This is a genomic window from Pseudomonas sp. NDM, assembly GCF_003105095.1.
Lineage (GTDB): Bacteria > Pseudomonadota > Gammaproteobacteria > Pseudomonadales > Pseudomonadaceae > Aquipseudomonas > Aquipseudomonas moraviensis_A.
Genome location: NZ_QETJ01000023.1, coordinates 26,093 through 52,624 on the forward strand (window position 1 = coordinate 26,093; position 26,532 = coordinate 52,624).

The following is a 26,532-nucleotide window of genomic DNA, read 5'->3' on the forward strand; positions in this document are numbered from 1 at the left end:
AACAGTGAGTACCTCCCATGTCCTCGACCACGGGCAAAGGCAAAGCGATCTTTCGCGTTGTCAGCGGCAACTTCCTCGAAATGTTCGACTTCATGGTCTACGGCTTCTATGCCACGGCCATCGCCAAAACCTTCTTCCCCACCGACAGCGCGTTCGCTTCGCTGATGCTGTCGCTGGCGACCTTCGGTGCCGGCTTCCTGATGCGCCCACTCGGGGCGATTTTTCTCGGCGCCTATATCGACCGTCACGGACGGCGCAAAGGGCTGATCATCACTCTGGCGATGATGGCCGCCGGTACAGTGCTGATTGCCTGCGTGCCCGGCTACGCGACGCTCGGCGTCGCCGCGCCGCTGCTGGTGTTGTTCGGCCGTCTGTTGCAAGGCTTCTCGGCGGGCGTGGAACTGGGCGGTGTGTCGGTGTATCTGGCGGAAATCTCCACGCCGGGGCGTAAAGGCTTTTTCGTCAGTTGGCAGTCCGCCAGCCAACAAGCTGCGGTGGTGTTCGCCGGCCTGCTCGGCGTTGCTCTGAATCACTGGCTGAGTCCGGAGCAAATGGGCGAATGGGGCTGGCGCGTACCGTTTCTGATTGGCTGCATGATCGTGCCGGTGATTTTCTTCATCCGTCGCTCGCTGGAGGAAACCCCGGAATTCCAGGCGCGCACCCACCGCCCTACCCTCGGCGAAATCGTCCGTTCGATCGGCCAGAACTTCGGCATCGTCATCGCCGGCATGGCACTGGTGGTGATGACCACGGTGTCGTTCTACCTGATCACCGCCTACACCCCGACGTTCGGCAAAGCCGAACTGCACCTGTCGGACCTCGATGCCTTGCTGGTGACCGTGTGCATTGGTTTGTCGAACTTCTTCTGGCTGCCGGTGATGGGCGCTGTTTCCGACAAGATCGGGCGAAAGCCCTTACTGCTGGCGGCGACGATTCTGGCGATCCTGACTGCGTATCCGGCGCTGTCGTGGCTGGTGGCGAATCCGAGCTTCAGCCATTTGCTGATTGTCGAACTGTGGCTGTCGTTCCTCTATGGCTCCTACAACGGTGCGATGGTGGTGGCGCTGACCGAGATCATGCCGGTGGAAGTGCGCACGACCGGGTTTTCACTGGCCTACAGCCTGGCGACGGCGACGTTCGGCGGGTTCACTCCGGCGGCGTGCACCTACCTGATTCATGTGCTGGACAACAAGGCAGCACCAGGCATCTGGCTCAGCGGCGCGGCTGTGTTAGGACTGGTTGCCACGCTAGTGTTGTTCCGTGGCAATCGGCATGAGTTGCGCACGGCGCAGGCTTCGGTTGCCAGCGGCGCCTGACAGAATGCTTTCGCGAGCAGGCTCGCTCCTACAGGGAATTGTGAACTTCCCCCCCTGTAGGAGTGAGCCTGCTCGCGATGAGGCCTACGCAGGCAACACAACTCTATAAAGCAGACAAACAAAAACGCCCCGACAAAATGCCGGGGCGTTTTCATTCAAGCCTGAGGCTTAGCGCGGGAACGCTGGCGGATTCACATCAGCCATGTCTTCCATCACGCGAACCACCTGGCAGCTGTAGCCGAACTCGTTGTCGTACCAGACGTACAGAACAACGCGGTTGTCCTGCACGATGGTCGCTTCAGCATCGACCACACCGGCGTGACGCGAGCCGACGAAGTCAGTCGACACAACTTCCTGCGAATTGACGAAGTCGATCTGCTTGTGCAGCTCGGAGTGCAGCGCCATGTAGCGCAGGTACTCGTTCATCTCTTCACGGGTGGCGGCTTTCTCAAGGTTGAGGTTGAGAATGGCCATCGACACGTTCGGCGTCGGCACACGAATCGCGTTGCCGGTCAGCTTGCCGGCCAGCTCTGGCAGCGCCTTGGCCGCAGCGGTGGCGGCGCCGGTTTCGGTGATCACCATGTTCAGCGCGGCGCTGCGACCACGGCGATCGCCCTTGTGGAAGTTGTCGATCAGGTTCTGGTCGTTGGTGTACGAGTGAACGGTTTCGACGTGACCGTTGATGATGCCGAACTTGTCGTTCACAGCCTTCAGCACCGGCACGATGGCGTTGGTGGTGCAGGAAGCGGCGGACACGATCTTGTCGTCAGCGGTGATTTCACCGTGGTTGATGCCGTGAACGATGTTCTTCAGCTTGCCCTTGCCAGGCGCGGTCAGAACAACGCGGTCGATACCCGGGCAGGCCAGGTGCTGACCCAAGCCATCGGCGTCACGCCATACACCGGTGTTGTCCACCAGCAGCGCGTCTTTGATGCCGTACTGGGTGTAATCCACCTCGGTCGGGTTCTTCGCGTAGATCACCTGGATCAGGTTACCGTTGGCGGTGATGGTGTTGTTTTCTTCGTCGATGGTAATGGTGCCGTTGAACGAACCGTGTACCGAATCGCGGCGCAGCAGGCTGGCGCGTTTGGTCAGGTCGTTCTCGGCGCCTTTGCGCACGACGATGGCACGCAGACGCAGGCCGTCGCCACCACCGGTTTTCTCGATCAGGATGCGCGCCAGCAGACGGCCGATACGACCGAAGCCGTAAAGAACAACGTCAGTGCCTTTGCGGGCCGAGGCGTTTTGCTGACCAACCACGTCAGCCATCTCTTCACGCACGAACTGCTCGGCGCTGCGGCCGTTGCCTTCATTGCGGAATTTGAACGCCAGCTTGCCCAGATCCACCGACGCCGCGCCGAGCTTGAGCTCGCTCATGGCCTTGAGCAGTGGGAATGTTTCGTGGACGGAGAGTTCGCTGTCGTCGGAAGAACGGTGGCGAGCAAAGCGGTGAGCTTTGAGAATCGCGATGACAGACTGGTTGATCAGGCTGCGGCCATAGATCGAGCTAACCACGTTGTTATTGCGGTAGAGCTGACCGATAAGCGGGATCATCGCTTCTGCGAGTGCTTCACGGTCGATCCATTCACCAAGACACTGGTCGGGCTTCTGAGTCACGGTAACCTTCCACATGTAGGGGCAGAAAAAAGGGGCTACATTATGCCGCCGACAAGCCCTTTCAGCAATGCGCGCTTGTCGCGCAATCGGTAACAAAATCCCGTTCAAAAAATTTACGCCTTTCTCCAGCCCAGTAAAACCGGGGCTTTCAGCGCAGTCAATTTTTCGACGACTGTTAGACGATGTCTGTAACCCTCCGTAACACCGCGCGGTTTCGGCACTACATAACCACGAAAAAAGTGCCCGTTTTTATGGTTACCACTACATTTCGTCCAAACCGTGAAGATAGACGCAGTCTGCAACTGACAGGCGGCACCGGAGGCCGCTACAATTACCGACTTTGTCGCAACGCCTGGAGCTCAACCTTCCGTGCCTGTTCTGCGTCTACCGCTACTCCCTGCCGAAGCAGGTAAACAGCATTGGGGCAATCTGCCCGGTGCCGCCCTCAGCCTGGCGATTGCCGAGGCTGCCAGCGCTGCCAAGCGCTTTACCCTGCTGCTGACCGCCGACAGCCAAAGTGCCGAACGGCTGGAACAGGAGCTGAGTTTCTTCGCCCCGGATTTGCCCGTGCTGCATTTCCCCGACTGGGAAACTCTGCCCTACGACCTGTTCTCGCCGCACCAGGACATCATTTCCCAGCGCATCGCCAGCCTCTATCGCCTGCCGGAACTGGCCCACGGTGTGCTGGTGGTACCGATCACCACCGCCCTGCACCGTTTGGCGCCGACCAAATTCCTGCTCGGCAGCAGTCTGGTGCTGGATATCGGCCAGAAGCTCGACGTCGAACAGATGCGCGCGCGGCTCGAAGCCAGCGGCTATCGCTATGTCGACACGGTGTATGAGCACGGCGAGTTCACCGTACGCGGCGCGCTGATCGACCTGTTCCCGATGGGCAGCAAGCTGCCCTATCGCATCGACCTGTTCGATGACGAAATCGAAACCCTGCGCACCTTCGATCCGGAAACCCAGCGTTCGATCGACAAGGTCGAGTCGGTCAAGCTGCTGCCGGCTCGTGAGTTCCCACTGCAGAAAGACGCAGTCACCCGCTTCAAGGCACGCTTTCGCGAGCGCTTCGACGTCGACTTCCGCCGCTGCCCGATCTTTCAGGACCTGAGCAGCGGCATCACCCCGGCCGGTATCGAGTACTACCTGCCGCTGTTCTTCGACGAAACCTCGACCTTGTTCGATTACCTGCCCCAGGACACTCAGGTGTTCTCGCTGCCGGGCATCGAGCAAGCGGCGGAAAATTTCTGGAACGACGTGCGCAACCGTTATGAAGAACGCCGCGTCGATCCTTCGCGTCCTTTATTGCCACCGGCCGAACTGTTCCTGCCGGTGGAAGACTGCTTTGCGCGCCTGAAGAACTGGCCGCGGGTCGTCGCCAGTCAGCAGGACGTTGAAAGCGGCGTGGGCCGTGAACGCTTCCCGGCGCACGCGCTGCCGGATCTGGCCATCGAAGCCAAGGCCACGCAACCGCTGGCGGCGCTGGCAGGTTTCCTCGAAGAATTCCCCGGGCGCGTGCTGTTCACCGCCGAATCGGCGGGTCGTCGCGAAGTCCTGCTGGAACTGCTGGAACGTCTGAAGCTGCGGCCGAAAACCGTCGACAGCTGGCCGGACTTCGTCGCCAGCAAGGATCGTCTGGCGATCACTATCGCCCCGCTCGACGAAGGTCTGCTGCTCGACGACCCGGCGTTGGCGCTGGTCGCGGAAAGTCCGCTGTTCGGCCAGCGCGTCATGCAACGTCGTCGCCGCGAGAAGCGCAGCGACGTCAGCAACGATGCGGTGATCAAGAACCTCACGGAGCTGCGCGAAGGCGCGCCGGTGGTGCATATCGATCACGGCGTCGGCCGCTACCTGGGCCTGACGATTCTGGAAATCGACAATCAGGCCGCCGAATTCCTCACCCTCGAATACGCCGAGAACGCCAAGCTCTACGTGCCGGTCGCCAACCTGCACCTGATCGCACGCTACACCGGCAGCGACGATTCGCTCGCGCCGCTGCATCGCCTCGGCTCGGAAACCTGGCAGAAAGCCAAGCGCAAAGCCGCCGAGCAGGTGCGCGACGTCGCCGCTGAACTGCTCGACATTTATGCCCGTCGCGCCGCCCGTGAAGGTTATGCCTTCGCCGACCCGAAGGCCGATTACGCTACGTTCAGCGCCGGTTTCCCGTTCGAAGAAACTCCCGACCAGCAAGCCACCATCGAGGCCGTGCGCGAGGATATGCTCGCGCCGAAACCGATGGATCGCCTGGTCTGTGGCGACGTCGGTTTCGGCAAGACCGAAGTGGCCATGCGCGCCGCGTTCATCGCCGTGCACGGCGGGCGTCAAGTGGCGATTCTGGTGCCGACCACCCTCCTCGCCCAGCAGCACTACAACAGCTTCCGCGACCGCTTCGCCGACTGGCCGGTGACGGTGGAAGTGATGAGTCGCTTCAAGTCGGCCAAGGAAGTCAACGCGGCAATCGCCGATCTGGCGGAAGGCAAGATCGACATCGTTATCGGCACGCACAAGCTGCTGTCCGACGACGTGAAGATCAAAAACCTCGGGCTGGTGATCATCGACGAAGAACACCGTTTCGGCGTGCGCCAGAAGGAACAGCTCAAGGCCCTGCGCAGCGAAGTCGACATCCTGACCCTGACCGCCACGCCGATCCCGCGCACGCTGAACATGGCAGTGTCAGGCATGCGCGACCTGTCGATCATCGCCACTCCGCCGGCGCGACGCCTGTCGGTGCGCACTTTCGTCATGGAGCAGAACAAGAGCACGGTCAAAGAGGCGTTGCTGCGTGAACTGCTGCGTGGCGGTCAGGTTTACTACCTGCACAACGATGTGAAGACCATCGAGAAATGCGCCGCCGACCTCGCCGAACTGGTGCCGGAAGCGCGCATCGGTATCGGCCACGGGCAGATGCGCGAGCGTGAACTCGAACAGGTGATGAGCGATTTCTACCACAAGCGCTTCAACGTGCTGATCGCCTCGACCATCATCGAGACCGGCATCGATGTGCCGAGCGCCAACACCATCATCATCGAGCGCGCCGACAAGTTCGGTCTGGCGCAGTTGCACCAGTTGCGTGGTCGTGTCGGTCGCAGTCACCACCAGGCTTACGCCTACCTGCTGACGCCGCCGCGCCAGCAGATCACCTCGGATGCGGAAAAGCGTCTGGAGGCGATCGCCAACACCCAGGACCTCGGCGCCGGTTTCGTCCTGGCCACCAACGACCTGGAAATCCGTGGCGCCGGCGAACTGCTCGGCGATGGTCAGAGCGGGCAGATTCAGGCGGTCGGTTTCACCTTGTATATGGAGATGCTCGAGCGCGCGGTGAAGTCGATCCGCAAAGGCGAGCAACCCAACCTCGATCAACCGCTTGGCGGCGGCCCGGAAGTCAATCTGCGGGTGCCGGCGCTGATTCCGGAAGATTATCTGCCGGATGTGCATGCGCGGCTGATTCTGTATAAACGCATCGCCTCGGCCACCGATGAGGAAGGGCTCAAGGATCTGCAGGTCGAGATGATCGACCGCTTCGGCCTGCTGCCGGAGCCGACCAAGAACCTGGTGCGGATCACCGCGTTGAAACTGCAGGCGGAAAAGCTCGGCATCAAGAAGGTCGATGGCGGGCCGCAAGGCGGACGCATCGAGTTCGAAGCGCAGACGCCGGTTGACCCGATGACCCTGATCAAGCTGATCCAGACGCAGCCCAAACGCTACAAGTTCGAAGGCGCAACGATGTTCAAATTCCAGGTGCCGATGGAGCGCCCGGAAGAACGTTTCAATACTGTCGAGGCGCTGTTTGAGCGCCTCATCCCGAAATCCGCTTGAAGGACGCCCGATGCGCCTGTTCCGCTCTCTGACTTTGTTGCTTGCCTCGCTCTTGATGACAGTGGCAGCACCAGCGGCGTTTGCCGATGACACGTATCAGGTCGAAATGATTCTGGTGCGCCAGAATGCCGTACCCGCAATCGTCAGCCGCGCAGCGCCGGAAGACTGGGCCGCTGGCGCCCAGCGTTTGGGCAACGACAGCCAGCGCACGCCCGCGCTCAATGATGTGGTAACCAAACTCACGGCCAGTGGCGAGTACACGGTGCTGATGCACAAAGCCTGGCAGCAGAGCCTCGGCGAAGCGCCAGCGAAAGTCGCGGTCAGTGAAGGTCAGGAGCAGTTCGGCCAGTTCCCCATCGAGGGCACGCTGGAAATGAAACTCGGCCGCTTCACCGACGTGACCGCCGACTTCTGGGTCAACCAGATCGACGCCAATGGCCTGGTCACCGCCAGTGAGCGTCTGCGCCAGGACAGCCACACCAAGAACGGCCAGCTCAACTACCTCGACAACGGTCATCTGGCCTTGCTGATCAAGATCACTTCCCTCACCGCGCCAGCGCCGCGGGAAGCGCCTGAAGTCGTGCCGGACTGATCGAAGTCCTTATGCCGCCGCCCCTGAGCAAACCGCTGGCCCCGTCGTGGGTCAGCCGATTCAAAGAACAGAGTCTGGAGCGCGGCCGTCGCTACGCTTTGGAGAATCGGGTGCGCATCGCCCAGGTCGGCGATGCGACCATCACCGCCAGTTGCGAAGGTTCTGGCGGCAGTGTCTACCGGCAGACTATCCATCTGCGCGAGTCAGCCAAAGCCACCCTGCTGCTGGTCGACGCCACCTGCACCTGTCCGGTGCGCAGCAACTGCAAACACTGCGCGGCGGTGCTGCTGAAAATCCAGGAAACCCTCGACTACCCCGCCGCCGCGAAAGATGCCGAACTGCTGGAGAAACTCCAGGCGGTGCTGGAAAACCGCAGCCCGAAAGCGCCACCGCAGGTTCTGGTGGACAACGTGCAGCCGGTGCCGCGCCTGTGGCTGGCCAGTGTCGAGTTCAGCGCTTTCGAGCCGCGCAATGGCAAGATGCAGCGTTACATTCAACACCGCGCGGCGCTGTCGTTCAGCTATCTGGACGAATATGTCAGCGGGCAAAAGCACAGCGATATCCTGATCCGTCAGGAAGCCCAGACCTTGCGGATAAAACGCCACCCGGATGTCGAACAGTCCTACCGCGAGCAGTTAAGAATCCTCGGTTTCCGCATCGCCACAAGGCAGAGCAAAGCCCTGCCGGAAAGCGCCGGCGAACTCTACGAAATGGTCAACGACAGCGCCTGGCTGACCTTCACCCTCAACGATCTGCCGAAGTTGCGCAGCCAAGGCTGGGAGTTGCAGATCGATGAAGAATTCGGCTTCGACCTGACCGCCGTCGACGACTGGTACGCCACCGTCGAACAGGCGCCGGAGCGCGACTGGTTCGATCTGGAACTGGGCATTATCGTCAACGGCGAACGCCTGAGCCTGCTGCCGATCCTGCTCAATCTGATGCGCTCGCACACCGAGATCCTCAACCCGGAACGCCTCGCCCGTCGTCGCGATGACGAATTGATTCTGGTAAACATTCCGCAACGCACCAGCGAGCACGGCCCGTTGCAGGTGGCGCTGCCGCTCGGCCGCTTGAAGCCGGTATTGATGACGCTGGGCGAGTTCTATTTGCAGGAGCCGGGCGAAACCACCCTGCGCCTGAGCAAGGCTGATGCCACCCGACTCAATTCGCTGGAAGGGCTACCGCTGCTGTGGGAAGGCGGCGAGCAGATCCGCACCTTCGCTCAGCGCCTGCGCGACATCCGCGATTTCAGCGCCGAAGCGCCGCAAGGCTTGAACGCAACGCTGCGCCCCTACCAGCTCGAAGGCTTGAGCTGGATGCAATCGCTGCGGCAACTGGAAGTCGGCGGGATTCTTGCGGATGACATGGGTCTGGGCAAAACCCTACAGACCCTGGCGCATATTCTCACCGAGAAGAACGCCGGACGTCTCGATCGCCCGTGCATGGTGGTGATGCCGACCAGCCTGATTCCGAACTGGCTCGACGAGGCCGCGCACTTTACTCCGCAACTGAAAGTACTCGCGCTGTATGGCGCCACGCGCAAGAAACACTTCGACAATCTCGCCGACTTCGATCTGATCCTCACTACCTACGCCCTGCTGCCAAAAGACGTCGAGCGCTTGGCCAGGCAGCCGCTGCACGTGTTGGTGCTGGACGAAGCGCAGTACATCAAGAATCCCAACAGCAAAGCCGCCCAGGCCGCGCGCGAGCTGAATGCGCGCCAGCGCCTGTGCCTCAGCGGTACGCCGCTGGAAAACCACTTGGGTGAGCTGTGGTCGCTGTTTCACTTCCTGCTGCCGGGCTGGCTCGGCGACGTGAAGAGCTTCAATGCCGACTACCGCGTGCCGATCGAAAAGCGCGGCAGCGAAGTCAGGCTGCAGCACCTCAACGGTCGGATTAAACCGTTTCTGCTGCGCCGCACCAAAGAGCAGGTCGCCACTGAGCTGCCGCCGAAAACCGAAATCATCCATTGGGTCGAACTCAACGAAGCGCAGCGCGATGTGTACGAAACCATGCGCCTGGCGATGGACAAGAAAGTCCGCGACGAGATCACCCGCAAAGGTGTGGCGCGCAGCCAGATCATCATTCTCGAAGCACTGCTCAAGCTGCGTCAGGTCTGCTGCGACCTGCGTCTGGTCAACGACGCCACCCTGCCCGCACGCGGCAGCACCTCGGGCAAACTCGACAGCCTGATGGAAATGCTTGAGGAATTGTTCGAAGAAGGTCGGCGGATTCTGCTGTTCTCGCAATTCACTTCGATGCTGTCGTTGATCGAGGACGAACTGAAAAAACGCAAGGTCGCCTATGCCCTGCTCACCGGCCAGACCCGTGACCGGCGCACCCCGGTAAAGGAATTCCAGAGCGGCAAGCGTCAGATCTTTCTGATCAGCCTGAAGGCTGGCGGTGTCGGTCTGAACCTGACCGAAGCCGATACGGTGATTCACTACGACCCGTGGTGGAACCCGGCGACCGAGAACCAGGCCACCGATCGGGCCTATCGCATTGGCCAGGAAAAACCGGTGTTCGTGTACAAGATGATTGCCCGGGGCACGGTGGAAGAGAAGATTCAGCACCTGCAGAAGGAAAAGTCCGACCTCGCCGCGGGCGTGCTCGATGGGCGCAAGGCCGGAGACTGGAAGTTGCAGAGCGATGATATTGAAGCGCTGTTTGCGCCGTTGCCGGACAAGATCGACAAGCGTTGAAATCGTCGTCGCTGGTTAGATAGCTTTCGCGAGCAGGCTCACTCCTACAGTTTGAAATGCGTTCCCCTGTAGGAGTGAGCCTGCTCGCGAAAGGCATCACCTCGGTCAAACGATTGAAACCGAAGCTCAATCCCTGGAAACCGGCAACGGCGCAAACAACGCTTCGATATCACTCTGTTCGAGTTTGAATCCCCCCGTCGTGCCCCCCTCAAGCACCGCCCCGGCCAGCGCAGCCTTCTCCTGCTGCAACGCCTGGATCTTCTCCTCGACGGTGCCTTTGGCAATCAATTTGTAGACGAACACCGGATTGTTCTGGCCGATACGATAAGCCCGATCAGTCGCCTGATTCTCCACGGCCGGGTTCCACCACGGGTCGAAGTGAATCACCGTGTCCGCCGCCGTCAGGTTCAGACCGGTACCGCCGGCCTTGAGACTGATGAGGAACAACGGCACCTTGCCGCCCTGAAAATTCTTGACTGGCGTGCGCCGGTCGGTGGTGTCGCCGGTCAGCAACGAATAACCGAGCCCACGCTGCTGCAACTCCTCCTCGATCAGCGCCAGCATCGAGGTGAACTGGGAGAACAGCAGAATTCTGCGACCTTCACCGAGCAATTCTTCAAGCATCTCCATCAGGCTGGTCAGCTTGCCGCTGCCCGAGCGCAACGCCTTCGCCGTGAGCGGCATGTTGATCAAGCGCAGATCGCAGCAGACCTGACGCAGCTTGAGCAGCGCATCGAGAATGATGATCTGACTGCGCGCCACGCCGCTGCGGGCGATTTCGTCGCGGACCTTTTTGTCCATCGCCACGCGCACCGTTTCATAGACGTCGCGCTGACCATCGCTGAGTTCGACCCAGTGAATGATCTCGGTTTTCGGCGGCAACTCAGTAGCGACCTGATCCTTCTTGCGCCGCAGCAAAAACGGCTTGATCCGCGCCGTCAGGTGCTGCATGCGCTGCACGTTGCCGTGCTTCTCGATCGGTGTGCGGTAATCGCGGTTGAACGACTTGCTGTCGCCGAGCCAGCCGGGCATGAGGAAATGGAACTGCGACCACAGCTCGCCGAGGTGGTTTTCCAGTGGCGTACCGCTCAGACACAAGCGCTGACGGGCCTGCAAGTCACGTGCGGCCTGCGCGGCTTTGCTCAGCGGGTTCTTGATGTTCTGCGCTTCGTCGAGAATCAGTACGCTCCACGCCTGCGGCTGCAACGTTTCCAGATCCCTGGGCAGCAATGCGTAAGTGGTCAGCACAAGGTCGTATTCGGCGAGATTGGCGAAGTCCTTTTGCCGCCCGGTGCCGTGCAGCGCCAGGACTTTCAACTGCGGCGTGAAGCGCTCGGCTTCATCAAGCCAGTTGGGAATCAGGCTGGTCGGCATCACCGCCAGTGCCGGGCAATCGAGACGCCCGGCGTGCTTTTCCGTGAGCAGGTGCGCCAGGGTCTGCAGGGTTTTGCCCAGGCCCATGTCATCGCCAAGAATGCCGCCGACCTCCAGCTCGCGCAGGGTTTGCATCCAGTTCAAGCCTTCGAGCTGATACGGGCGCAGTTGCGCATTGAGACCGGCCGGCGCAGCAACGTGGGCGTGACTGGAATTCTGCAGGCGCCTGGCAAAGGTCCGCAGGCGTTCGCCGCCCTGCCAATCCAGCGGCACGCCATCGAGCATACTCAGGCGCGCGGCGTCTGGAGCGGTCAAGCGCAGTGCATCGCCCTGATGTCCGCCCAGGTACAACTCGCCCAGCGTCGCCATCAGCGGTTTGACCCGACTCAGCGGCAACGCGACCTTGGCACCCGCCTGGTCGCCAAAACCGTTGGGCTTGAGTTCGATCAGGAGTTTTTCGTCATCGCTGCGTTGCGCCAGATTGACCGGGTCGAGCAAGCGCGGCTGGGTGCGCAACAGATGCAGAAGGATCGGCAGCAAGCTGTAGCGCTCGCCATTGACGACGATGCCCAACTGCAAATCAAACCACTGATGCCCGGCCTCTTCTTCGACCTCGGCGTACCACTGTTCAACCGGTTGCACATTGAAATGGAAGCCGGGACTGATCTCGATTTTCCAGTCTGCGGCGCGCAGTGTGGCAAGCCCTTCGTGCATGAATCCGAGCCAGGCGGAATCATCCGGCAAGGTAAACATCTCGCCGGGACGATCCATAGCGCTCTTGCGCGTGGCTTTTTTGAAGCCGTGCTTTTGCAGGCTCTGGCGCAGCTTCTTTTCCAGCGCAGGCTGACGTTGAATGCGCTGGGTTTCGCTGCCGTTGAGGATCATCACTTCCGGATTACGATCCACCGCCGGCTGGCCGTTGTAGGTAAACACCAGAGCGGCGCGGTGCTCCAGAACGTATTCCCAGCGCGAACGCTCCCGGCCGCTGACCAGGGTCAGTTGCGGCTGCGGGAGCACGTCATCGATGATTCGTTCGGTGAGCTTGTGCGGCGGCGGGATTCTGCTCGTCGCGCTCATGCGATGGCTGAACTGCATGGCCTGACGCGCCGGAATGTCTGGGGCGAGGGTCAAATGGCAGGCGAGTTTTTCTTCCAGCTCACTGAACAGCGGGCCAACCTGGCGCTGCTCGCGATCAAGGTAGTAAAGCGGCTCCAGCGCCAGCACGGTTTCCTGTGCGGCTTCGGCACTGCTCCACTGCGCGCGGAAGCCGCCGTCGGCCTGCTCGGCCCAAGAGAACTGGCCCACGCGTTTCGCGCCCGGCGCCAGGGGCTGCAAGTCTTCGAAGTCGAGGAACAGGCGCGAGGTGCGCAGGAGCATTTCCAGCAGTTCGGCGCCACTGCTGCCTTCCAGCGGATAGCCGCTGTAATAGGCGTGATGGGAGTGCATGGCGACCAGCAGCCTCGCGACGCGCAGATCCAGCTCGGACAGGTAGCCGGGCTGGCGCATGAGCATGTCCGAGAGCGAATACATCGGTTTTACTTCGCGCAACTCGCCGCTCTTGAGCTGATAGACCTTGAAAATATCGAGCAGCCACTTGCCGTTCGCAGGCGTCGGTTTGAGCTTGTAAAACAGACGCGTGCCTGCGGTTTGCGCACTTTCTTCAGCAGGCTTGGCCGGCACGGGAATTGTCGACAGCCAATGCTCCAGGGCCCGGCCCAAGGGGACCGCTGCGTCACTTTCAGACGTATCGTCGCCAGTACCCTGCAGGTGATAGAGCACCGCGGCGCAATGCTTGCAATCGATCGCAACGGGACAGGTACACAAGCACCGCAAATTAACCGTTCCCAGGCGATCTTCGGACAGGTAGATGCTTTGCTCATACGCCTGAAGTTCCGAACCGACACAGAACGCCTCGATCTTTTTGTCATCGATTTCGATGATCTCGACCCGGTCATCGGCAGCATAAGCGCGGGCTTTGGCCAACGCCTTGCTAGTGAATGCGTGGGTCCATATCAGCCCTTTAAGCCGCTCGATGAAAATGCTCATGGACAGTCCTTAGCTGGCCAGCACCCGTGCCAACGTAGATTTCACCTTGCCCATGCCATCGTGCAGTGCCTGCTCGATTTCGGCCATGGTGATCACTTCTGTGGTCTTGCCCGCGGCTGGATTCACCACCAGTGCGAGACAGGCGTAATCCAGATCCAGCTCACGGGCCAGGGCGGCTTCCGGCATGCCGGTCATGCCAACGATGTCGCAGCCGTCACGTTCCAGTCGGACGATCTCCGCGACCGTTTCCAGACGTGGGCCCTGGGTGCAGGCGTACACGCCCTGATCGCTGTATTCGCAGCCTTCAGCGGCGAGCGCGGCAATCAGTTGCTGACGCAACGGCTCGCTGTAGGGAAAGCTGAAATCGATATGAGTGACGTGTTCCAGATCATCGGCGAAATAGGTGTGCTCGCGCCCGCTGGTGTAGTCGACGATCTGATGCGGCACGCAGAAATGCCCGGTGCCCATGGCCGAATGAATCCCGCCGACCGCATTCACTGCGATGATCGCTTCGGCACCGGCCTGCTTCAATGCCCAGAGGTTGGCGCGGTAGTTGACCTTGTGTGGCGGAAAGCGGTGCGGGTGACCGTGACGGGCGAGGAACAGCACTTCCTTGCCCGCGTACTCACCAATCTGCACTTCGGCCGAAGGCGCGCCGTAAGGAGTGTCGACTGCCAGCGACTGGCGGATGCTCAAACCTTCGAGCTGAGTCAGGCCGGTGCCACCGATGATTGCGTAAACGGTCATAACGAAAAATCCTTAATCGATCAGTTGGGCGTCTTTGAGCGCGCCGAGGGCGGTGAGCCAACGCGGGTCCTGACGATAATCGGTGCTGGCGAAAGCCTGACCGCGCATCTTCGCGATACGCGCGGACGGCTTGACCTTCATGCGCTGGGCGGCGCTGAGGGCCAGTTCGGCAGCGGCGCGGTCGTTGCATACCAGGCCCATGTCGCAGCCAGCAGTGAGCGCAGCTTCGATGCGACTGGCGGCGTCCCCGACCACATGGGCGCCGGCCATCGACAGATCATCACTGAAGATAACGCCATCGAACTGCAACTCGCCGCGCAGGATCTCCTGTAGCCAGCGCCGGGAGAAGCCGGCGGGCTGTGAGTCGACTTGCGGATAGATGACGTGGGCCGGCATGACGGCGGCCAGGTGTTTGCTGAGTTTGGCAAACGGCACGAGATCGTTGGCGCGGATCTCGTCGAGGCTGCGCTCGTCGTTCGGAATCGCCACGTGGGAGTCGGCTTCGGCCCAACCGTGGCCGGGGAAATGTTTGCCGGTGGCGGCCATGCCGGCGCTGTTCATGCCGCGAATGAATGCGCCTGCGAGCAAGGCAGCACGCTCGGGATCGCCTTCGAAAGAACGGGTTCCGACCACGGCGCTGCGCTGATAGTCCAGATCCAGCACCGGGGCGAAACTCAGGTCGAGCCCGACCGCCAGCACTTCGGTGGCCATGATCCAGCCGCATTGCTCGGCGAGGTATTCGGCGTTCGGGTTGTCGGCGATGGCGCGCATGGCCGGCAGACGGACGAAACCCTGACGCAGGCGCTGCACGCGCCCGCCCTCCTGATCCACCGCCAGCAACAGATCCGGACGAATCGCACGGATAGCCGCGCTGAGTTCACGCACCTGGCGCGGATGCTCGATGTTACGGGCGAAAATGATCAGGCCGCCCACTTCGGGCTGACGCAACAATTGGCGATCTTCGGCCGTCAGCCAGGTACCGGCGACGTCCACCATCAACGAGCCTTGCAGGCCAGCAGTCATAGAGATTCCTTGAAAACGAAAAACCCGACCTGCCTGTGTTCGCTACCGTGGGCAGCGCCCGGACGGTCAGCAGAACTCATGCAGATCGGGTTCAGTACGAGAGTCGGCATGGCCGGCTAGCTTAGCGGATCCCCGCTGCCGCGCCCACCCGTGCGCGGTCAAACCTTGGCGGCGACCGGCGTGGATTTGCTGCGCGGCCGCAATTGCGCACTGGCCATGGCTGTATCGGTAACGCCGGTTTCGGCGCGCATGCCGGCGGCGAGGAACGGCACCATCAGGCGCATCACTTGCTCAATGGACGTGTTGACGCCGAAATCGGTTTCGGCAATCGCGCGCAAGGCCTTGATCCCGGACATGCTGAACGCGGCGGCGCCAAGCATGAAGTGCACGCGCCAGAACAGCTCGATCGGCGGAATGCGGGGCGCCGCTTCGTTGACCAGGAGCATGTAGCGGCGGAACACCTTGCCGTACATGTCTTCCAGATAACGCCGCAAGTGACCCTGGCTCTGACTGAATGCGAGGCCGAGCAAGCGCATGAAGATGGACAGGTCGTTGCCGCTGCGAGGCTGCACGACGAGCGCTTGCTCGACGAGGATTTCCAGCAACTCTTCGAGCGTCGGCTTGTTTTCCGGCTTGGCATGACGGCGCTCGAGCTCTTTGTCGAGACTGACGCAGAATGGTCCGAGAAAACGCGAAAACACCGCCTGGATCAGCGCCTTCTTCGAGCCGAAGTGATAATTCACCGCAGCCAGATTGACGCCAGCCTTGCTGGTGATCAAACGCAATGAGGTTTCAGCGAATCCTTTCTCCGCGAACAACTGCTCGGCAGCATCAAGAATGCGTTCAACGGTTTCCGACTGGGCCATGGCTACTCCGCCTGACAAACACTTGTTTGAAACATACGTTTCAGCCTGTGCCTTGTCAAGCCTGCCGGTTCGTTTTGGGAATGGTCGGTCAGCTATTTAACCACACAAGACCACAGCATTAATAAGTGCCCTTGGCGACCGCTCGGCGGGCGGCAAAAAAACGACCATTGCCAAGAGCGCTTCACTGTATATAATCCCAGTCACTGTATAAAAAGACAGAGCGATCAATATGCTAAAGCTGACGCCACGCCAAGCCGAGATTCTGGCCTTTATCAAACGTTGCCTAGAAGACAACGGCTATCCGCCCACCCGTGCGGAAATCGCTCAGGAACTGGGTTTCAAATCGCCCAATGCGGCGGAAGAACATCTCAAGGCCCTGGCCCGCAAGGGCGCGATCGAGATGACGCCCGGCGCTTCCCGCGGCATCCGTATTCCCGGCTTCGAAGCCAAGCCCGACGACTCCACCCTGCCGATCATTGGCCGAGTGGCTGCCGGCGCGCCGATCCTCGCCCAGCAGCACATCGAAGAATCCTGCAACATCAACCCGACCTTTTTCCATCCTCGCGCCGACTACCTGTTGCGTGTGCACGGCATGAGCATGAAGGACATCGGCATTTTCGACGGTGATCTATTGGCCGTACATACCACCCGTGAAGCACGTAACGGCCAGGTCGTGGTTGCCCGTATCGGCGACGAAGTCACGGTCAAGCGCTTCAAGCGGGAAGGCAGCAAAGTCTGGCTGATCGCCGAAAACCCCGAGTTTGCCCCTATCGAAGTCGACCTGAAAGATCAGGAACTGGTGATTGAAGGCTTGAGTGTCGGCGTCATTCGCCGCTAAAGGAGGCTCCATGCAGTTCCCACACACACCTCAGCAAACACAACTGCCTTTATTCGAAGCGTTTCTGGCCCAGCCTATGGCGCCGATTCTGAAAGACGTGGTCGAGCGTGACTGGAATGCCAAACCCGATGCCTTCAGTGAACTGTCACTGCGTGGTGCTGCCGGGAACTGCCTGAACCTGCTCGCGCCGATCCTGCGCGAGCTCAGCGAGGATCAGGATGCTCGCTGGCTGACGCTGATCGCTCCGCCCGCCAGCCTGACGCAAACCTGGCTGCGCGATGCCGGACTGAATCGCGAACGCATTCTGCTGCTGCAACCGCGGGGCACTCAAAGCGCTCAGCAACTGGCGTGCGAAGCTTTGCGCCTGGGTCGCAGCCATACCGTGGTGACCTGGCTCAACCCGTTGAACGCCAACTCGCGGCAACAACTGATCAGCGCCGCGCGTACGGGCGAAGCTCAGAGTCTGAACATTCGTTTGGGGTAATTGCCTGGTGATGCGGGCTGTGTGAAGCGCAGGGCTTCTCCATGGATAGAGAAGCCGATCTGAAGTGCAAGCGATCGAGAAAAGGTCAAGGCGTGGATCAATGAAGAACCCGCGGCCCCTCTTCCTTATCAAACTCGCCTTCAACCATACGCCCCGCCATCTGCACGCCGACGCTCAGCATCGCTTTGGCAATTTCGACGTGCTGGCCTTGCAGGAACGCCTTGGCATCCTCGGAGAAATCCAGCGTCACCAGGGAGCCTTCGTCCTCAGCCCTGCGCAGTTCGATTCGGCCGTCTGGTAACTCGACAATTTCTAGAAAGGACGTTGGCATATAAGTCTGTTCTCCACGAAAGGCAGCGATTATATAGACATCATTCGAGCTTCGCTCGGGATCTTGACCAGCAGCATGTTTCTGATTGCCACTGCATCAAACCCCGTCAGCACTCGTTCAAGCCCTCACGGAATCGAATGGCAAAGCCTTTGAGGCTCTGTCGCCAGCTCTCCAGCTCCTCTCGAGTCAGCTCTTCTGACGCCTCTTCTTCATCCAGGTTGATGGCCTGAATCAGCGGCTGTGTCACGTCGCCTTTCGGCTTGCGTGGCACCCTGGGAGGTTGAAACAGTGCCGCGTGCGCCGCCAGCAGTTTGGCCAGCCAGGTTTCCGGGTTCCCGGCCAGCTCGACCATTTCTGCGAGCTCCGGGATAGCGATCGATTCCAGAACTTCCTGCTTCAGCAACTCCTCCGCCCTCGGCGAATTGGCCTGTGGTAGCCGGTAAAAGCCGGCAATCTCATGACACAGACCCAGCAGTGCGCCGTAGAGGTGGAACAACGCCGACTCACGCCCGGCCTGAATCAGCGCCAGAGAATTCATCGCCCGCCCTTCTTCTGCACGAGCCAGAGCTTCCAGTGACAGTCCGGCGAAATAGATTTTCTGGTTGGTGCGGGTATAGAGTTCGTGGGCCATGACGGCAGCCTCCACAACGAAATAATTGCTTCACACAGGCCGGACAGTGTCGTGGATCAGCCAATGCCACCGCAAGCACAAAACAAAAAGGCCGCATGAAATCCTTAAGGTTTCATGCGGCCTTTTCGCTGTTCAGACTAACGCTTACTCAGCCTTGGCCTTCGCGCTGCGCTTGTCTTCAACTGTCCACTTGCCACCGTCGTAATACGCCTTCCATCCTGTAGGCTTGCCATCGACTTCGGTCTGCACGTATTGCTCCTTGGTCTTGCGGCTGTAGCGGATGACCGCCGGCAGACCGTCAGGATCCTTCTGCGGAGCTTCGCACAGGAAGTGGTACTTCGGATCAATCTCGTCCTTGTGCGGCAGAATCTCGATTACCAGCGGAGCACGGGTCTCGCGGTTTTTCGGGAACTGACTGGCGGCCAGGAACAGACCGGATGCGCCGTCGCGCAGGATGTAGGTGTCGTTGACCTTTTCGCATTTCAGCTCAGGCATCTTCACCGGATCCATCTTCGGTGGCGCTGCGTCACCGCTCTTCAGCAGTTTGCGGGTGTTTTTGCACTCCGGGTTGGTGCAACCGAAGAACTTGCCGAAACGACCGGTCTTGAGCTGCATCTCGCTGCCGCACTTGTCGCACTCCAGACTAGGACCTTCATAGCCCTTGATGCGATAGCTGCCCTCTTCGATTTCATAACCGGCGCAATCCGGGTTGTTGCCGCAGATGTGCAACTTGCGCTTTTCGTCCAGCAGGTAGGCGTCCATCGCCGTGCTGCAGATCGGGCAACGATGCTTGCCACGCAGTACCAGCGATTCCGATTCGCCCTCGTCGTCCGCTGCGATTTCATCGCCCGGCACCAGGTTGACCGTGGCCTTGCAGCGCTCTTTCGGCGGCAGGCTGTAGCCCGAGCAGCCGAGGAACACGCCAGTCGAGGCAGTACGAATCTGCATCGGGCGGCCGCAGGTGGTGCACGGAATGTCGGTCATGACCGGCTGGTTGGCGCGCATGCCGCTGTCCGGGTTTTCCGCTACTTCGAGTTTCTTCTTGAAGTCGCCGTAGAACTCGTCCAGTACGTTTTTCCAGTCGCGCTCGCCTTGCGCCACGTCATCGAGGTTCTCTTCCATGCCGGCGGTGAAGCCGTAGTCCATGAGATTGGAGAAACTCTCGGAAAGACGCTCGGTGACGATGTCGCCCATCTTCTCCGAATAGAAACGGCGGTTGTGCAGCGTCACGTAACCTCGATCCTGAATGGTCGAAATGATCGCAGCGTAGGTCGAAGGACGACCGATGCCGCGCTTTTCCATTTCCTTGACCAGACTGGCTTCGGAGTAACGCGCCGGTGGCTTGGTGAAATGCTGCGACGGATCGAGCTTGATCAGCTTCATCACATCGCCCTGCGCCATATCCGGCAGTACGTCGTCATCGCCAGGCTTGGCAATTTGTGGCATCACGCGGGTGTAACCGTCGAACTTGAGGATACGGCCCTTGGCGCGCAGCTCGAAGTCGCCAGCGCCAACGCTGACGGTGGTCGACAGGTACTGCGCCGGCAGCATCTGGCAGGCGAGGAACTGACGCCAGATCAGCTCATACAGACGCTCGGCATCGCGCTCCATACCCGCCAGTTTGCTCGGTGTGGTGTTGGCGTCGGAGGGACGAATCGCTTCGTGAGCCTCTTGCGCACCTTCCTTGCTGCTGTAGACGTTTGGCGATTCCGGCAGGTATTTCTTGCCGAACTCGTCTTCGATGTAAGTGCGCGCCATCGCTACGGCGTCGGCCGAGAGATTGGTCGAGTCGGTACGCATGTAAGTGATGTAGCCGGCTTCGTACAGACGCTGGGCCATCATCATGGTTTTCTTCACGCCGAAACCGAGGCGGTTGCTCGCGGCCTGCTGCAAGGTCGAGGTGATGAAAGGCGCCGACGGCTTGCTGCTGGTCGGCTTGTCTTCGCGCTTGACGATGCTGTAGCTGGAGGATTTGAGCTTCTCCAGCGCAGCCATGGCTTGGGCTTCGTTGAGCGGCTTGAAGGCTTCGCCTTTTTCGCGAGCCACTTCAAAACGCACGGTCGAGCCTTTGGCAGTGCCGAGATCGGCATGCACTTCCCAGTATTCTTCCGGGATGAACGCACGAATTTCGCGCTCACGCTCGACCACCAGTTTCACCGCTACCGATTGCACACGACCGGCGGACAGACCACGGGCGATCTTGGCCCACAGCAGCGGCGACACCATGTAGCCGACAACGCGATCGAGGAAGCGACGCGCCTGCTGGGCGTTGACACGATCGATGTCCAGCTCGCCCGGCTCGGAGAAGGCTTCCTGAATCGCCTTCTTGGTGATTTCGTTGAACACCACGCGCTTGTAGCGGCTGTCATCACCACCGATGGCTTCGCGCAGGTGCCAGGCAATGGCTTCCCCCTCGCGATCCAAGTCGGTTGCGAGATAGATGGTGTCAGCATCCTTGGCGAGCCGGCGCAGCTCTTCGATGACCTTCTCTTTACCCGGAAGGATCTCGTACTTGGCTTTCCAGCCGTGCTCGGGATCGACGCCCATACGCGAGACCAGCTGCTTGCGCGCTTTGTCTTTCGGCGAGAGCACCGGACCTTCGCCCGCAGCCGCCTTGCCACGCTTGGCGGCTGGCTCTTTGCTGGCGCTAGCCGAACCGCTGGTGGGCAGGTCTCGGATATGGCCGATACTCGACTTCACCACGTATTGGTTACCCAGATACTTGTTGATGGTCTTGGCCTTAGCCGGGGATTCCACAATGACCAGCGATTTGCCCATGGATCAGAAAATTCCTGAATTCTAGAAGTGAAAGGCGGTTGGCGCCTGACGCGGCACCGCTATATATAGTTGATACAAGGTGAGGTCAAGCGCAGGGTTCTCTGCGCAGTCGCCTCAAACCTTGGGAAAAAGGCTCGGTTCGGCTTGCACCAAAGCAAAGCGCGGCACCTGCTCGCCGTCAACCTCGACCGACTCGACAAACATGCTCAGCGGGCGCACCCAAAAGCCGTAATCGCCATACAGGGCTTGGTAAAAGACCACTTCTTCTTCGGTCTCGGAATGCCGCGCAATACTGAATACACGGTATTGCGGACCTTTGTAATGTTGATAGAGCCCAGGTTGTATCGGCATGCTTCGGCCCTCACTGAAATCTTTTCAAAAATAAATAAAAAACCCAAAAACAAAAACCGGGGCACTGGGCCCCGGCTTCCATCGACGAGACGCTTAAACGCGTTCGAAGACGGTGGAGATACCTTGGCCGAGACCAATGCACATAGTGGCCACCCCGAAGGTACCGCTATTCTGCTTCATCACGTTCAGCAGGGTGCCGGAAATACGCGCACCGGAGCAACCGAACGGGTGACCCAGGGCGATCGCGCCGCCGTGCAGGTTAACCTTCTCGTTCATCTTGTCGAGCACTTTCAGATCTTTCAGCACTGGCAGGGCCTGTGCAGCGAAAGCTTCGTTGAGCTCGAAGAAGTCGATATCGTTGATGCCAAGGCCCGCACGCTTCAGGGCTTTTTGGGTCGCTGGCACTGGACCATAGCCCATGATCGCCGGATCCACACCCGCCACTGCCATCGAACGGATCACCGCCATCGGCTGGATACCCAGGTCCTGCGCGCGCTGCGCCGACATCACGATCATGCACGAGGCGCCGTCCGTGATCTGCGACGAAGTGCCCGCCGTCACGGTACCGCCCTTCGGATTGAATGCCGGCTTGAGCGCCGCCAGACTTTCCAGGGTAGTTTCCGGACGAATGGTTTCGTCGTAGTCGTACAGTTTCAGGAAACCGTTCTCGTCGTAACCCTGCATCGGGATGATTTCGTCCTTGAACTTGCCTTCCACAGTTGCCTTGTGGGCCAACTGGTGGGAACGCACGCCAAAGGCATCCTGCTGCTCACGGGTGATGCCGTGCATCTTGCCGAGCATTTCAGCGGTCAGGCCCATCATGCCTGAGGCTTTCGCCGCGTAGAGCGACATGTGCGGGTTCGGATCGACACCGTGCATCATGCTCACGTGGCCCATGTGCTCGACGCCGCCGACCACGAACACGTCACCGTTGCCGGTCATGATCGCTTGCGCAGCAGTGTGCAGTGCACTCATCGACGAGCCACACAGACGGCTGACGGTCTGGCCGGCCGAGGTGTGCGGAATCTGGGTCATCAGCGACGCCATGCGCGCGATGTTCCAGCCCTGTTCCAGGGTCTGGTTGACGCAGCCCCAGATCACGTCCTCGACTTCCGCCGGGTCGACCTTGCTGTTACGTTCCAGCAGTTTGCTGATCAGGTGCGCCGACATGTCTTCAGCGCGGGTGTTGCGGTGCATGCCGCCCTTGGAGCGGCCCATCGGAGTACGACCGAAGTCGACAATCACGACGTCTCTAGGATTCAAGCTCATAAGTTCACTCTCACTCTAGTTGGGGGCGCTTAACCGAAGAAGCTCTGGCCGTTTTTGGCCATTTCGCGCAGCTTCGCGGTCGGGTGGTACAGCGCGCCCAAATCAGCGTACTGGTCAGCCAGGGCAACGAACTCGGCGACACCGATCGAATCGATGTAGCGCAGCGCGCCGCCACGGAATGGAGGGAAACCGATACCGTAAACCAGACCCATGTCGGCTTCGGCGGCGGTTTCGACGATGCCGTCTTCCAGGCAGCGCACGGTTTCCAGGCACAGCGGGATCATCATCCAGTTGATGATGTCTTCGTCAGTGACTTCGCGCTGCTCGTAAACGATCGGCTTGAGCACTTCCAGCACCGACGGATCGGCGACTTTCTTCTGCTTGCCTTTCTTGTCGGCCTCGTAGGCGTAGAAACCCTTGCCGTTCTTCTGGCCCAGGCGCTTGGCTTCGTACAGCACGTCGATGGCCGAACGACGGTCATCCTTCATGCGATCCGGGAAACCTTCAGCCATGACGTCACGACCGTGGTGACCGGTGTCGATGCCGACCACGTCCATCAGGTATGCCGGGCCCATCGGCCAGCCGAATTTTTCCATGACCTTGTCGATACGGACGAAGTCGACACCGGCGCTGACCAACTTGGCGAAACCGCCGAAGTACGGAAACAGTACGCGGTTAACGAGGAAGCCCGGGCAGTCGTTGACGACGATCGGGTTCTTGCCCATTTTCTTCGCGTAGGCAACGGTGGTGGCAACAGCCAGTTCACTCGACTTTTCGCCACGGATCACTTCCACCAGCGGCATCATGTGCACCGGGTTGAAGAAGTGCATGCCGACGAAGTTTTCCGGACGCTTGAGGGCCTTGGCCAGCAGGCTGATGGAAATGGTCGAAGTGTTGGAGGCGAGGATGGTGTCCTCTTTGACCTGACCTTCGACTTCAGCCAGTACCGCTTGCTTGACCTTCGGGTTCTCCACCACAGCTTCGACGACCAGATCGACGTGACCGAAGTCGCCGTAGGACAGGGTCGGACGAATGGCGTTGAGCACTTCAGCCATCTTCGCGGCGGTCATGCGACCTTTGTCAACGCGACCAACCAGCAGCTTGGCGGCTTCGGCCAGACCCTGTTCGATACCGTGCTCGTTGATGTCCTTCATCAGGATCGGCGTGCCTTTGGAGGCCGACTGATAGGCGATACCGCCACCCATGATGCCAGCGCCGAGTACGGCGGCCTGCTTCACGTCTTTGGCGATTTCGTCGTAGGCCTTGGCCTTTTTCTTCAGTTCCTGATCGTTCAGGAACAGACCGATCAGGCTCTGCGCAGCAGAAGTCTTGGCCAGTTTGACGAAGCCTGCAGCCTCCACTTCCAGAGCTTTGTCGCGCCCGAAGTTCGCGGCTTTCTGGATGGTCTTGATCGCTTCGACCGGCGCCGGGTAGTTCGGACCCGCTTGACCGGCGACGAAACCTTTGGCGGTTTCGAAAGCCATCATCTGCTCAATGGCGTTCAACTTGAGTTTTTCAAGTTTCGGCTGACGCTTGGCCTTGTAGTCGAACTCACCGGAAATGGCGCGCTTGATCAGCTCGAGGGCAGCTTCCTGCAGCTTCTCGGGAGCAACCACGGCGTCGACGGCGCTGACTTTCAGCGCGTCTTCAGGGCGGTTTTCCTTGCCGGCGGCAATCCATTCGATGGCGTTATCGACGCCGATCAGGCGTGGCAGACGTACGGTACCGCCGAAGCCCGGGTAGATGCCCAGTTTGACTTCCGGCAGGCCGATCTTGGCCTTGGTGGACATGACGCGATAGTCGGCCGCCAGGCACATTTCCAGACCGCCACCGAGGGCGATGCCGTTGATGGCCGCGACGGTTGGCACGTTGAGGTCTTCGAAATCGCTGAAGATCTTGTTGGCTTCGAGATTGCCAGCAACCAGCTCGGCATCCGGCAGCTTGAAGTTGTCGACAAATTCGGTGATGTCGGCGCCGACGATGAACACGTCCTTGCCACTGCTGACGATCACGCCCTTGATCGAAGCATCTGCCTTGATGGTGTCTACGGCCTGACGCAGTTCGTTCAGGGTTAGACGGTTGAACTTGTTGACGGACTCACCCTTGAGGTCGAATTTCAATTCGACGATGCCACTTTCAAGAGCTTTAACCGTGATGGCTTTACCTTCGTAAATCATCAACTGATCTCCACGATATGGAAGCTGAACAGTACACGTCGGACGCAGGCATATGGCTCAGAAGGACGCTTTGTTCGTCGATGCTGATACCTGTCCGCCTGGCACACCCGCCAACGCGATAGTCGGGATTCTGTAGGAGCAGTCTGTAAGACAAACGCTCAATTCATACGCCCGTTTGATTCGGGTACGTCACATTCACGGAATTTCTGACAATTGTCAATCGCCCTAAATTCGGGCTGAAACGCGACTTTGCAGTCATTTCTGCACCATGATGAGCAGCAACACGCGCCCGCATGGTCAGCTATTCATAGAATCAATAGTTAGAAAAGTCGCCCTAATTCCCGACGTGCCCTGTTCAGAAGGCTACGCTAGGTGGACTTCAGAGAATTTGCCGAGGCGAACCAAGCGCCTGCCGCGAAAAAGTTTACCGGCCTGCCTGGCCAACCCGCCCGACGAATCATGTCGGGCTTTTTAATGCGCGTCTGCCGGACGCATCACACCGTTGCAGTGAGAAAAATCGCCACGTCACGCGAGCGCTTTCAGCGTCGCATCAATGTCCTGCAGAACTGTCGCCTCACCCTTCTCGCCCCAGTACAGGGCGATCATCTGCCTGTCCGCTTCGATCTTGAAAACATTGCCCGGCAATTTTTCGAAATAATCCAGCAGCGTCCGCTCATCACAGACTTCCTGCCACTGATTGACCCAGACTCCGGGAGCCTTCTGCCAGTAGGTCCAGCACGCCGGCTGACTGCCACGCCGCGGCCGGTGGTACTGGGCGCAGGGATTCGGCGGCTCAGGCAACAGCCAGTGCGGCCACTCCTGCGGCGCCAGCTGCATGGCCAGGCCGATGCGCCGCGCTTCCATGCGCAGGGCCATGCGCCCGCTCTGTGTACGCGATGGGCGCAACCATGCCAGCGGACTTAAAACTACCAGCAGGATTGACACCACCAGCCAGACCGTCATATCTGTACTCCCGATTTTTGATGAGCCCATTGTGTCACTAGCGAACCAATGCGCTTGAAACCAGCCATACTTACCAATATCGAACCCTCAGGAGGAGCACCTCATGCCCTACCACCACATACTGGTCGCTGTAGATCTGACCGAAGAGTGCGACCCTGTGATCCACCGCGCCCGCGAGCTGTCGGTGAGCAACGGTGCCAAGTTGTCGCTGGTGCACATCGTTGAACCGATGGCCATGGCCTTCGGTGGCGACGTGCCGATGGACCTGTCACAACTGCAACAACAGCAGTTCGATCAGGCCAAGGAGCGCCTGGAAAAACTGAAATCGAAATATCCCGAACTCGAAGGCGCCAATTGCCACCTGACCTACGGCCAGCCACGCCAGGAAATCCACCACTTCGCCAAAGACCAGGCGTGCGATCTGATTGTGGTTGGCAGCCACGGCCGTCATGGTTTGGCGCTATTGCTCGGCTCGACTGCGAATGACGTGCTGCACGGTGCGCCTTGCGATGTACTGGCGGTGCACCTGGTCAAACGCTGACTTGTCTTGCTCATTGTGGGAGCGAGCCTGCTCGCGAATACGTCGGCGCATTCAAAATGAGTGCTGC

19 protein-coding genes are annotated in these 26,532 nt (G+C 59.9%); 7 read left to right on the forward strand and 12 right to left on the reverse strand.

Features of this window, described 5'->3' with window-relative positions:
* The first annotated feature begins 17 nt into the window (after positions 1-17).
* Positions 18-1,316: an MFS transporter gene (locus DCO47_RS08195; protein ID WP_042609043.1), complete on the forward strand. Its 1,299-nt coding sequence runs from the start codon at positions 18-20 to the stop codon at positions 1,314-1,316.
* 168 nt (positions 1,317-1,484) lie between these two features.
* On the opposite strand, the gene DCO47_RS08200 is transcribed toward DCO47_RS08195, so the two are convergent.
* Positions 1,485-2,948, reverse strand: coding sequence for a glyceraldehyde-3-phosphate dehydrogenase (locus DCO47_RS08200; RefSeq protein ID WP_016775482.1), 1,464 nt, complete (start codon positions 2,946-2,948; stop codon positions 1,485-1,487).
* A 354-nt stretch (positions 2,949-3,302) separates the two neighbouring features.
* Between DCO47_RS08200 and mfd the strand changes: the two genes are divergently transcribed.
* The 3 genes from mfd to DCO47_RS08215 are packed head-to-tail and all read left to right on the forward strand — an operon-like array spanning position 3,303 to position 10,046.
* A complete protein-coding gene (mfd, locus tag DCO47_RS08205; protein ID WP_024013632.1) occupies positions 3,303-6,752 on the forward strand; it encodes a transcription-repair coupling factor in 3,450 nt (1,149 codons plus the stop codon).
* 10 nt (positions 6,753-6,762) lie between these two features.
* The gene (locus tag DCO47_RS08210) at positions 6,763-7,344 is read left to right on the forward strand and encodes a CsiV family protein (RefSeq protein WP_042609042.1); all 582 of its coding nucleotides are present in this window, start codon (positions 6,763-6,765) and stop codon (positions 7,342-7,344) included.
* 11 nt (positions 7,345-7,355) lie between these two features.
* Positions 7,356-10,046 carry a DEAD/DEAH box helicase gene (locus tag DCO47_RS08215; RefSeq protein WP_116657884.1) on the forward strand — a complete coding sequence of 897 codons (2,691 nt, stop codon included), beginning with the start codon at positions 7,356-7,358 and terminating at the stop codon, positions 10,044-10,046.
* A gap of 126 nt (positions 10,047-10,172) precedes the next feature.
* On the opposite strand, the gene DCO47_RS08220 is transcribed toward DCO47_RS08215, so the two are convergent.
* From DCO47_RS08220 to DCO47_RS08235, 4 genes are all read right to left on the reverse strand, one after another.
* Positions 10,173-13,466: a DEAD/DEAH box helicase gene (locus DCO47_RS08220; RefSeq protein WP_116657885.1), complete on the reverse strand. Its 3,294-nt coding sequence runs from the start codon at positions 13,464-13,466 to the stop codon at positions 10,173-10,175.
* A gap of 9 nt (positions 13,467-13,475) precedes the next feature.
* The gene (locus DCO47_RS08225) at positions 13,476-14,213 is read right to left on the reverse strand and encodes an S-methyl-5'-thioinosine phosphorylase (RefSeq protein ID WP_042609039.1); all 738 of its coding nucleotides are present in this window, start codon (positions 14,211-14,213) and stop codon (positions 13,476-13,478) included.
* Positions 14,214-14,225: 12 nt separating this feature from the next.
* Positions 14,226-15,236, reverse strand: coding sequence for a beta-N-acetylhexosaminidase (gene nagZ / locus DCO47_RS08230; protein WP_064365361.1), 1,011 nt, complete (start codon positions 15,234-15,236; stop codon positions 14,226-14,228).
* A 158-nt stretch (positions 15,237-15,394) separates the two neighbouring features.
* Positions 15,395-16,102 carry a TetR/AcrR family transcriptional regulator gene (locus DCO47_RS08235; protein ID WP_116657886.1) on the reverse strand — a complete coding sequence of 236 codons (708 nt, stop codon included), beginning with the start codon at positions 16,100-16,102 and terminating at the stop codon, positions 15,395-15,397.
* Positions 16,103-16,331: 229 nt separating this feature from the next.
* Here DCO47_RS08235 and lexA point away from each other — a divergent pair, with 229 nt between their 5' ends.
* Positions 16,332-16,940 carry a transcriptional repressor LexA gene (gene lexA, locus DCO47_RS08240; protein ID WP_064588433.1) on the forward strand — a complete coding sequence of 203 codons (609 nt, stop codon included), beginning with the start codon at positions 16,332-16,334 and terminating at the stop codon, positions 16,938-16,940.
* Positions 16,941-16,950: 10 nt separating this feature from the next.
* The gene (gene sulA / locus DCO47_RS08245; protein ID WP_064365362.1) at positions 16,951-17,424 is read left to right on the forward strand and encodes an SOS-induced cell division inhibitor SulA; all 474 of its coding nucleotides are present in this window, start codon (positions 16,951-16,953) and stop codon (positions 17,422-17,424) included.
* A gap of 97 nt (positions 17,425-17,521) precedes the next feature.
* On the opposite strand, the gene DCO47_RS08250 is transcribed toward sulA, so the two are convergent.
* The 7 genes from DCO47_RS08250 to DCO47_RS08285 all read right to left on the reverse strand — a co-directional run bounded on the left by DCO47_RS08250 (position 17,522) and on the right by DCO47_RS08285 (position 25,924).
* Complete coding sequence (locus tag DCO47_RS08250; protein WP_003226592.1) at positions 17,522-17,755, reverse strand: hypothetical protein; 234 nt, start codon at positions 17,753-17,755, stop codon at positions 17,522-17,524.
* A gap of 106 nt (positions 17,756-17,861) precedes the next feature.
* The gene (locus DCO47_RS08255) at positions 17,862-18,386 is read right to left on the reverse strand and encodes a DUF6586 family protein (protein WP_116657887.1); all 525 of its coding nucleotides are present in this window, start codon (positions 18,384-18,386) and stop codon (positions 17,862-17,864) included.
* A 144-nt stretch (positions 18,387-18,530) separates the two neighbouring features.
* Positions 18,531-21,164: a type I DNA topoisomerase gene (gene topA / locus DCO47_RS08260; RefSeq protein WP_042609034.1), complete on the reverse strand. Its 2,634-nt coding sequence runs from the start codon at positions 21,162-21,164 to the stop codon at positions 18,531-18,533.
* 114 nt (positions 21,165-21,278) lie between these two features.
* Complete coding sequence (locus DCO47_RS08265) at positions 21,279-21,515, reverse strand: DUF1653 domain-containing protein (protein ID WP_042609033.1); 237 nt, start codon at positions 21,513-21,515, stop codon at positions 21,279-21,281.
* A 93-nt stretch (positions 21,516-21,608) separates the two neighbouring features.
* Positions 21,609-22,784 (reverse strand): acetyl-CoA C-acyltransferase FadA, encoded by a 1,176-nt coding sequence (fadA, locus tag DCO47_RS08270; RefSeq protein WP_016775495.1) that lies wholly within the window; start codon positions 22,782-22,784, stop codon positions 21,609-21,611.
* Positions 22,785-22,813: 29 nt separating this feature from the next.
* Positions 22,814-24,961 carry a fatty acid oxidation complex subunit alpha FadB gene (fadB, locus tag DCO47_RS08275; protein WP_064365365.1) on the reverse strand — a complete coding sequence of 716 codons (2,148 nt, stop codon included), beginning with the start codon at positions 24,959-24,961 and terminating at the stop codon, positions 22,814-22,816.
* A gap of 525 nt (positions 24,962-25,486) precedes the next feature.
* Entirely contained in the window at positions 25,487-25,924 is a 438-nt protein-coding gene (locus tag DCO47_RS08285) for a hypothetical protein (protein ID WP_064365366.1), read from the reverse strand.
* A gap of 103 nt (positions 25,925-26,027) precedes the next feature.
* Between DCO47_RS08285 and DCO47_RS08290 the strand changes: the two genes are divergently transcribed.
* Positions 26,028-26,465 carry a universal stress protein gene (locus tag DCO47_RS08290; RefSeq protein WP_042609030.1) on the forward strand — a complete coding sequence of 146 codons (438 nt, stop codon included), beginning with the start codon at positions 26,028-26,030 and terminating at the stop codon, positions 26,463-26,465.
* The last annotated feature ends 67 nt before the right edge of the window (positions 26,466-26,532 follow it).